Below are 210 nucleotides of genomic sequence, written 5' to 3'. Positions count from 1 at the left end.
GCCACCCAACTCCACGACGAACTCACCACAGCCGGCGCCCACATCACCATCACCGCCTGCGACACCGCCAACCCAGACGCACTCGCCCAACTCCTCGCAAACATCCCCACACAGCACCCCCTCACCGCCGTCATCCACGCCGCCGGCACCCTCAACGACGCCACCCTCCACAACCTCACCCCCCACCACGTCACCCAAGTCCTCCACCCC

1 protein-coding gene is annotated in these 210 nt (G+C 67.6%); it reads left to right on the top strand.

Annotated elements, in window-relative coordinates; all coding sequences use genetic code 11:
• On the top strand, nt 1-210 hold a 210-nt coding region (locus tag IF88_RS41830; RefSeq protein ID WP_037808976.1), incomplete at both ends, for a KR domain-containing protein.

This window comes from Streptomyces sp. NRRL F-2580 (assembly GCF_000720115.1).
Taxonomy (GTDB): Bacteria; Actinomycetota; Actinomycetes; order Streptomycetales; family Streptomycetaceae; genus Streptomyces.
This window is presented reverse-complemented; position numbering and strand designations above follow the sequence as displayed.